Raw genomic sequence first — 8,761 nt, 5'->3', positions numbered from 1 at the left:
TGTCTTTTTTAGCCGTCTCAGCCTTTGCCGTGTCCTTTTTAGCGGTTTCTTTCTTTACCGTCTCTTTTTTGGCTGTATCAGCTTTTACTGTCTCTTTCTTTCCGGTGTCTTTTTTAGCCGTCTCAGCCTTTGCCGTGTCCTTTTTAGCGGTTTCTTTCTTTACCGTCTCTTTTTTGGCTGTATCAGCTTTTACTGTCTCTTTCTTTCCGGTGTCTTTTTTAGCCGTCTCAGCCTTTGCCGTGTCCTTTTTAGGAGTTTCTTTCTTTACCGTCTCTTTTTTAGCAGTATCAGCTTTTGCCGTCTCTCTCTTTCCGGTGTCTTTTTTAGCCGTCTCAGCTTTAGCCGTGTCCTTCTTAGCGGTTTCTTTCTTTACCGCCTCTTTTTTGGTGGTATCAGCTTTTACTGTCTCTTTCTTTCCGGTGTCTTTCTTGGCAGCCTCAGCTTTAGCCGTGTCTTTTTTAGCGGTGTCTTTCTTTACCATCTCTGTTTTGGCTGTATCGGTCTTTGCAGTCTCTTTTTTTTCGGTATCTTGCTTGGCAGCCTCAGCTTTAGCCGTGTCCTTCTTAGCGGTTTCTTTCTTTACCGCCTCTTTTTTGGTGGTATCAGCTTTTACTGTCTCTTTCTTTCCGGTGTCTTTCTTGGCAGCCTCAGCTTTAGCCGTGTCTTTTTTAGCGGTGTCTTTCTTTACCATCTCTGTTTTGGCTGTATCGGTCTTTGCAGTCTCTTTTTTTTCGGTATCTTGCTTGGCAGCCTCAGCCTTTGCCGGCTCATTCTTTGAAGTATCTTCTATTGGAGTTTGCTTGCTGTTAAGTCTTTCGTTCTTTGCATCTTTTGCTGCAGCCTGCTTTTTTGACTGAGCCGGAATTCCGGCAGGATGCGGAGACGGACGGACAGCGGTATTTGCTTTTACCGGTGTAGGGGTTCTCTTCTGTGTCTGAACAACCGAATTTGCAGATGTTTTTCTATCTGCCTTGTCATCATGCGCAGCTCCCGAACTGCCTCCATTCCGATCAGCTCTCATATCAGAAGTCTGAACCGGATATCCCGCGGTTTGTTCCGGCACCTCTGTCGGTTTCTCTGAATCCTGAGCTATTCCTTCTCCCGGTTCTTCCCGTTTTACCGGTTCTGCTGCCGTTTCTGCCGGAGCAGCCTCAGCTTCTTTATTCGCAGGGGCTGTCTTACAGCCGCCGGCAGCTATCAGCATGCTCAACAATATCAATAGTGCTAAAGATTTTTTCATCCAATCCTCCTCGACGGTAAAACACAGCCCCTGAATGCCCTCTTATTCTTCATCGGTTTATATGGAAAAAAGTCCATTATCGGGGCGGCCTCCCAACCCTTGTTAAGAAGTCTTTACCAAAATAACAAACACTCATCAACAGTATCGGTAAATCCAACCGACTTTTATAGAAAAATATATTTTTCGCGATATATTCAATTTCTATGTCTCATACAGATATCCCTGATATATCTTGCTCCTCGGCTTTACTTTTTTCTTCAGTAGTGATATAGTGGAGTGTCTCTAAAGGCTGGCATGGCAGCGGTTTTAATTTGTGTAAATTTCATAAATCATAGCATAGTATAGAAGAAACTTCTAGCAGTATAACAGTCTTTTTAGGAATGGGTATCTTTAAAAATATCAAGCGGTTGGCTTGTTCTGTAAGGAAATGATTTATCATATCTGCTAAAGCGGATTGTGAATCGGTTTTTAGGGGATTCCCTATATCTCAGCAGGATGCCGATAAAATAACTTTTTTATCAGAATCCTTCATTTTACTTTCAAGGATAGTACATGACAGCATCTTCATATTCAGCAGAAAATATTACCGTTTTAAAGGGCTTGGATGCAGTTCGTAAGCGCCCCGGAATGTATATCGGTTCTACCGGTCCCGATGGGCTGCATCATCTGGTATACGAAGTTGTCGATAACTGTATCGACGAGGCGATGGCTGGTTATTGCGATACTATTTTCGTTGTATTGGAGAAAAATGATACTGTCCGTATAGAGGATAACGGACGCGGTATTCCCGTTGATATTCACCCCGACGAAGGTGTAAGCGCGCTTGAGCTGGTTTTAACCAGACTTCATGCAGGCGGTAAGTTTGACAAAGGTTCCTATAAAGTTTCCGGCGGTTTACACGGTGTCGGTGTGGCTGTTGTGAATGCTCTTTCCACTAATATGGAAGCAACAGTCTGTAGGGACGGTTTTGAGTACGTGCAGAAATTTTCGATGGGTGAGCCGCTTGGCCCTGTTGCTAAACGGGGAGAAACGCAAAAACGCGGCACTACTATCCGTTGGACAGCGGATCCATCCATTTTTACCGAAACGACTACCTATAACTTTGATGTGCTGGCAGTCCGTTTGCGGGAGCTTGCTTTTTTGAATAATACTGTCAAGATTACCTTGCGGGACGAGCGGCTTTCAACTCCTAAAGAAATAACCTTTGCCTTTGACGGCGGACTTTCTCACTTTGTGCGCTACTTAAATGAAAACAAGCAGGTGTTGCCTAAGGAGCCGGTCTTTTTTGAAGGCGAAAAAAACGATGTTGTTGTTGAGCTTGCATTGCAGTATAACGACGGCTATAAAGAAAATATTCTTTCGTTTGTCAACGATATTAATACACGCGAGGGCGGTACCCACCTTGAAGGTTTTAAAACGGCGCTTACCCGCGTGATGAACGACTTTTTAAGAAAGAATGCCAAACTTTCAAAGAAAATGGAAAAAGAAGAAAAACTGATGGGGGAGGATGTGCGCGCCGGTTTAACAGCTGTTCTTTCGGTCAAAGTTCCCGAACCGCAGTTTGAAGGACAGACAAAAACTAAGCTCGGCAACAGCGACGTTCGCGGTATTACCGACACCTTTATCAACGAAAAGCTGACCATATTCTTTGAGCAAAACCCAACCGAAATTGAGAAAATTCTTGAAAAAGCGGTCGGAGAAGCAACTGCCCGTATCGCAGCACGCAGGGCAAAAGAAGCAACCCGCCGGAAAAGCGGTCTTGATAGCTTCGGTCTACCGGGAAAACTCGCCGACTGTTCCTCCAAAGACCCTGAAAAATGCGAAGTCTACATTGTAGAAGGTGATTCTGCAGGAGGTTCTGCAAAGAAAGGACGCGACAGCAAAACTCAGGCAATTTTACCGCTGTGGGGGAAGATGCTGAACGTTGAAAAGACCCGGCTCGACAAGGTACTCAGCAATGAGAAACTCCAGCCTATTATCGCAACGCTCGGTACCGGCATCGGTGAAGACTTTAATCTTGATAAAATCCGCTATCATAAGATTATCATTATGGCGGATGCTGATGTGGATGGTTCCCATATCCGCACGCTCTTACTCACCTTCTTTTTCCGCTATATGCCGGAACTGATTGAACACGGCTATGTATACCTCGCAATGCCGCCGCTGTATAAAATTTCCTATAATAAAAAAGAATGGTATGTGTATGACGATAGCGAGCGGGATGCCATTTTGAATGAGATTGGGCGAAATGTGAACCCCGCAGTACAACGCTACAAAGGTTTGGGTGAAATGGACGGCACGCAGCTCTGGGAAACCACAATGGATCCCGCCCGCCGTAAAATGATGCGGGTAACCCTGCCCGATGCAGTAGAAGCTGACCGGATTTTCAGCACACTGATGGGCGAGGAAGTAGAGCCGCGCCGCAAGTTTATCGAAGAAAATGCGATCTATGCGAATTTAGACGTGTAATTGAAATATTTATCTATACGATTGTCTTACATATCAAAACAAAACGAGCAATCGTATCAAATGTGTTGAATCCTCTGTACATCTATGATATAAAAGAAAGGTATGCAATCTTTTTCTTATCCGAAAACACTGCTGCAGATCGATCAGAAAGCACGAGATACCTTTTTGCACAATGTACCGTTATTAGCACAGACTTTCATATATAAAGACCCTCCTCCCTCATTCCGTGATACAGCACTGGAGGTGTTTAAGTGTTTTTTTCAAGATAGTATTCCTGAATCCGATTTATACACCATGATTGCTCAGGCATTCCCCTTCAAAGTACCGGTTTTTCCCATTGATCCCCGTACCTATGTTTTAGACCTTACACACGGGGACAGCGGATTCTGTACCGACTTTGGAGCACAGATGACAGCACAGCTGGTCAATTATTTTTACCGGCAAAGCAAATTACCTTTGCATGTCCTTTTTGCAGGAGAAGCGTTTGAAATTCTTTCCCTTGCGCAAGCCTTTGCCGGACTTGAAGATATTCACAGTACCTTCCTCTATCCAAGTGGTGAAGTACACAGCAGTATCGAGCAGCTTCTGTATTCACAGCCTGAACATATTCATATTTTTCAAATCGACGGAACTTTGACCGACTGTAAGGCTCTCATACAAAAAATTGCAAATGATACGGAGGTAAACCACCGTTTAGAGCTTTTTATTCCGGATACCGTACAGATAAGCTATCTTTTGTCTTATATATGTTGCTACATTTATGCTGCTCTTACCGTACAGTCCCGTGCAGGTTACGACAATAATATCGAGCTTCCTCGCCTCATTGTCGGAATACCGATGCGTATACCGGGCGGGCTGAGCGCAGCAGTAGCAGCACAGCAAATGAATGCCCCAATCTCCGGGTTTCTCACAACAGTTGATTCAATGTATAAATCCTCTAAGGAGGCTTATTCCGAAGAATACACACTACTAAATAAGCTGTATCAAGGACATAAAGCGAAGACCTCAACTTTTGAATCGGATATTGCCATATATCGCTTCAATCAACAAAAGAAATTGGATCCGATACGAAGCTGTCATGAGCGGACGGGCTATCTCATCAGTCCCGCAGCTGCTGAGCTTTGGCATGTATGGAATGAGGTAAAAAACGGACTGCAGCAAAGCGGAAGCGGGTATGTTGAACCGAGGAAAACATCAGGACGCAAAATAGCTCATCTTCCGGTATGGATAACAGATAGCACTGCGGCGCGGTCATGTATTAGCATTATCATGGAGCCGAGTCATCCATGTTTTTATACAGATGCAATAAAAACGGCAACCGGCAAAGAACCCTCTGTGCCGCACCGCTTTGAATACAATCTTCAAATTCTCAAAGAACCGGCAGTTATGCGTACCTCTCCGAATGATTTAAAAGAATGGCTTTTGTCTCTGCTATAATGCCGGTGTTTACCGTAAAATGACAATTGCCGCCGGCTTTAATCACCTCATGTTGAATAGAGTACATAAATATAAACGGTCTGGAGGAAGACCTTTGGCTGAATAGGTACCGGTTATTGCTCTTTGTATTCTTCTACCGTATCGCAGAGGTGTTCCAGCAAAACCCCTGCCTGTTTAAACATTTCGATAGAATCAGCGCTGTCATGGTAGCGCTTTTCAGCAATAACCCGTTTGATACCGCAGTTTATAATCAGCATTGCGCATGTTCTGCAGGGAGTCATCTTACAATAGAGCGTGCCGCCGTCAATGCTTATTCCCCGCTTTGCTGCCTGACAAATAGCGTTTTGTTCCGCATGAACAGTCCGTACGCAATGCTTACTCACCGATCCGTCCTCATGCTGCATGGTTTTAAACTGATGCCCCACATCATCACAATGAGGAAGCCCCTTAGGCGCACCCACATAACCGCTCACCAAAAGCTGATTATCCCGCGCAATCACACAGCCTGATCTGCCGCGGTCGCAGGTTGCCCGTTTAGCTATTGTGCGGCAGACTTCCATAAAATACTCATCCCATGTAGGACGGATATATTTTTCTTCATCCACAACGCGCCTCCTTTTGATTCGTGCAGTGGGTTCATACTCACAAGCCGTACCGGGGTTGTTGATTAGACGCCGGCTCAACCTATAGCCATGGGTTCCGACCCTCTCCCTGAATAACCGAATCTTCACTCGGTGGTTCCGTATCCTGAGGATCGCTGTCGTTACCGGATTCAGACGGCGCAAATGAAGGCTCGAGGGAGTCTTCATCTGGAGGACTTTCCGGCGTTTGAGCGGGAGACACGGTATCATCGGGTATTCCGCTGTTAGCCGGTGCTGCTGATGAAACCTGTTCCTCTGCGGCATCCGGTTGATCGAGCTGAGTTTCCATATTGGGTTCGGCTTCCTGAGTTCCCGCACCACGCAGCGGATCGGAATCCGGAGATTGCTGGGGAGATGCGTATGATACTCCGTCAGTATCATCTATAATAGACTCTACCACAGGTTCTGTGCCGATCAGTGTATCCGGATCAAACGCGGACTCATCATCAAATTGATCCGTCTTACGGGAGTTTTTTCCCATTCGTCTTTTTTTGCTCGGTTCAGGATCTTCAAAAATACGGGGATCAAGGAATACACCGGTTTTTACTATATCTACCGGTACCTGTCCGGTACTGTAATTACTTTTTCGAAGCCGGTCTTTTGCAATTTCTAACAATGCGTGATTAGCTTCGTGATAGTTGCAGGAGGTAGTGGGTACCGTCCCTGATAAAAAGGTAAGCGATATCGTTCCATCACTACAATACGGGGTTTGCAGTAAGCCCGATTTTGCACAAACTGATGCTGTGGTCAAGCCTGTTTCAGGCCGAATAAAATCCTTATACGGCAAATCTTCATGAATAGCCTTCATAAAATTTGCCCATGCCGGACCGGCAAGTGTTGCACCGGTATTATCAAGCCCAAGCGATTGCCCGCCTTTGTCATAGCCGAACCACAACGCCGCAGTGTAATAGGGTGAATAACCGATTGCCCAGGCATCAGACCAGTTCTGCGTTGTACCTGTTTTTCCTGCAACGGGAAGCGTAAAGGATTTACCGGTTTTTGGATCCTTATACCGGAATTTTGAACCGTTACTTGAAGCATAGGCAAGCGTTCCCGCGGTAATAGTCTGTTTTAATACAGATGTCATAAGATAGGCATTTTGCGGACTGATTACCTGCATTGCATTTCCCCGCCGGCGCTGATCCAGCCGCAGTTCCCGCTCAGGATCCATCACGATAGTACCGTTCCGGTTTTCTACCGTTCTGATGGCGATTGGATCAACCCTCCTGCCTTGATTTGCAAAACAAGCAAAAGCCTTTGCCATCTGAACAGGAGCAACACTGATAACCCCAAGGGCAAGCGGATACAGCCGGGGAAAGGTGCGGTCTATTTCGTCCGGATCGGTAATACCGAGCAAGGCGGCAGAGCGGTTAATAGCTGCATCAAAACCAATTGTATCAAGTACCTTAATTGCAGGAATATTGAGAGATTTTGCGAGGGCGCGCCACGCAAGCACCGTTCCTTGCCAATGTCCGGCATAGTTATTCGGGATATAGGGGACACCGCTTTGGTTTTTAAATACCTGCGGCGTATCTTCCAAAACCGTTGCAGGGGTAATGAGCTTGGTATCAAAAGCTGCGGAATACACAAGCGGTTTAAATGAACTGCCCGGCTGTACACGCCCCTGTGTTGCCCGGATCATCTGATTCGATTCGTCAAAACGGCTGCCTCCGACCAGCGCCGTAATATAGCCGGTATTATTTTCCAAGCAAATCAGCGTACCTTCAACCGTCTTCTTGGCAAGCTCATCTTGAATCTTTGCGGTACTTTTTGCGCTGGTAATTTTCAGATTGTTTAGTCCGAACAGCATCGCTGTCATATCAACAATAGGATTGAGATTGCTGCGGTAGTAGGAACGAGTTTTTGTCTTTACTCGCTGCGAATCAATGTGAAGAGCAGGGATATTAAAGGCGAGCGACACCAGCGCAGTGATATTACTGTACAATTCGCTTTGCGAAAAACGATGAGAGCGGGTATTTTTCACACGGTTATTTGCAATTCTGATATAGTCACCGATTTCTTTTTCCGCAACAGCTTGATGACGCAGATCGCAAGTAGTATGCACAACATAGCCGTCGGAATAAAAATCCATCGTGCCGTACATCATATTTTCAAGCTGCCGGCGTACATATTCCGAAAACCACCGAGCCTTATCCTCACGATTGAACCATGCAGATGAATTAGTGCGGGTGTAATCAAAGTGAGCCCAATATTCATCATAGGACTCATCCCGGTCTTCCTGAGTCAAATAGCCGAGCCGAACCATCTCATCAAGAATATATGCCTGCCGTTCCTGCACCCGGTTCGGGTATTCAAAGGGATTATAATAGGCGGGATTTGAAAGCTGTATCACCAAAATCGCTGCTTCCGCCGGGGTAATTTCTGCTACAGGATGTCCAAAGTAAAAACGGCAGGCTGCGCTCACCCCATACGTTCCTCCGCCGAAGTAGACTTTATTGAGATATAATTCAAGTATTTCGTTTTTAGAATGGCGGCGCTCCATTTGTACTGCCCACCAGAGTTCTTTTATCTTACGCGAAATACTCATATCGGTACGGTCACAGTACAGCAGTCCCGCAATTTGCTGTGTAATGGTACTGCCGCCGCCAAGTGTTTTCCCCGTGAGTTTTCCAATAACAGCCCTGAAAATAGCCTTTACGGTAAAGCCGCGATGTTTATAAAAACTACGATCTTCGCGCACCAGCAGTGCATTGATAAGAGCAGGAGGCAGCTGATCGAAATTGATAATTTCCCGTTTTTCATTAGAAGAAAATTCGGTTATCAAGTCGCCGCGTATATCCAGAATCCGCGTCGGTAAATCAGGATTAAACGCTGTAAATTGCTCACTTTGCTTTATCGCTGCTGTTTGGGCAAGCAGGTAGCCAAGAAGTGCTGAACCCATAACAAGCGCAGCACAGATAACAATCAGGTAAAGATACAAAAAGATTGCGCTTTTCCGCATTCAAACATAGAA

The 8,761-nt window shown here is 45.6% G+C and carries 5 protein-coding genes; 2 read left to right on the top strand and 3 right to left on the bottom strand.

Annotated elements, in window-relative coordinates; genetic code table 11:
* Positions 1-1,240 (bottom strand): hypothetical protein (locus tag ACTTJ8_RS07700; protein ID WP_442720810.1); only part of this gene is annotated, 1,240 nt, incomplete at its 3' end.
* 552 nt (positions 1,241-1,792) lie between these two features.
* On the opposite strand from ACTTJ8_RS07700, the gene gyrB reads away from it, so the two are divergent.
* Both gyrB and ACTTJ8_RS07690 read left to right on the top strand, forming a co-directional pair.
* A complete protein-coding gene (gene gyrB, locus ACTTJ8_RS07695) occupies positions 1,793-3,709 on the top strand; it encodes a DNA topoisomerase (ATP-hydrolyzing) subunit B (protein WP_442720809.1) in 1,917 nt (638 codons plus the stop codon).
* Between the two features lie 102 nt (positions 3,710-3,811).
* Positions 3,812-5,146 carry a PALP domain-containing protein gene (locus ACTTJ8_RS07690; protein WP_442720808.1) on the top strand — a complete coding sequence of 445 codons (1,335 nt, stop codon included), beginning with the start codon at positions 3,812-3,814 and terminating at the stop codon, positions 5,144-5,146.
* Between the two features lie 113 nt (positions 5,147-5,259).
* Here ACTTJ8_RS07690 and ACTTJ8_RS07685 read toward each other — a convergent pair whose 3' ends face one another.
* Positions 5,260-5,751, bottom strand: coding sequence for a deoxycytidylate deaminase (locus tag ACTTJ8_RS07685; protein WP_442715472.1), 492 nt, complete (start codon positions 5,749-5,751; stop codon positions 5,260-5,262).
* Positions 5,752-5,830: 79 nt separating this feature from the next.
* On the bottom strand, positions 5,831-8,749 hold the full coding sequence (locus tag ACTTJ8_RS07680) for a penicillin-binding protein 1A (protein ID WP_442720807.1): 2,919 nt from the start codon (positions 8,747-8,749) through the stop codon (positions 5,831-5,833).
* Positions 8,750-8,761 lie beyond the last annotated feature (12 nt).

The organism is Treponema sp. (genome assembly GCF_052169735.1).
In the GTDB taxonomy this organism is placed as follows: Bacteria; Spirochaetota; Spirochaetia; order Treponematales; family Treponemataceae; genus Treponema.
The sequence above is the reverse complement of the archived record's forward strand: the minus strand, read 5'-3'. Positions and strand labels throughout refer to the sequence as shown.

Coding starts and splice junctions, on each gene's coding strand:
- ACTTJ8_RS07680 (WP_442720807.1), bottom strand. CDS start 8,749: ATGCGGAAAAGCGCAATCTTTTTGTATCTTTACCTGATTGTTATCTGT.
- ACTTJ8_RS07690 (WP_442720808.1), top strand. CDS start 3,812: ATGCAATCTTTTTCTTATCCGAAAACACTGCTGCAGATCGATCAGAAA.
- gyrB (WP_442720809.1), top strand. CDS start 1,793: ATGACAGCATCTTCATATTCAGCAGAAAATATTACCGTTTTAAAGGGC.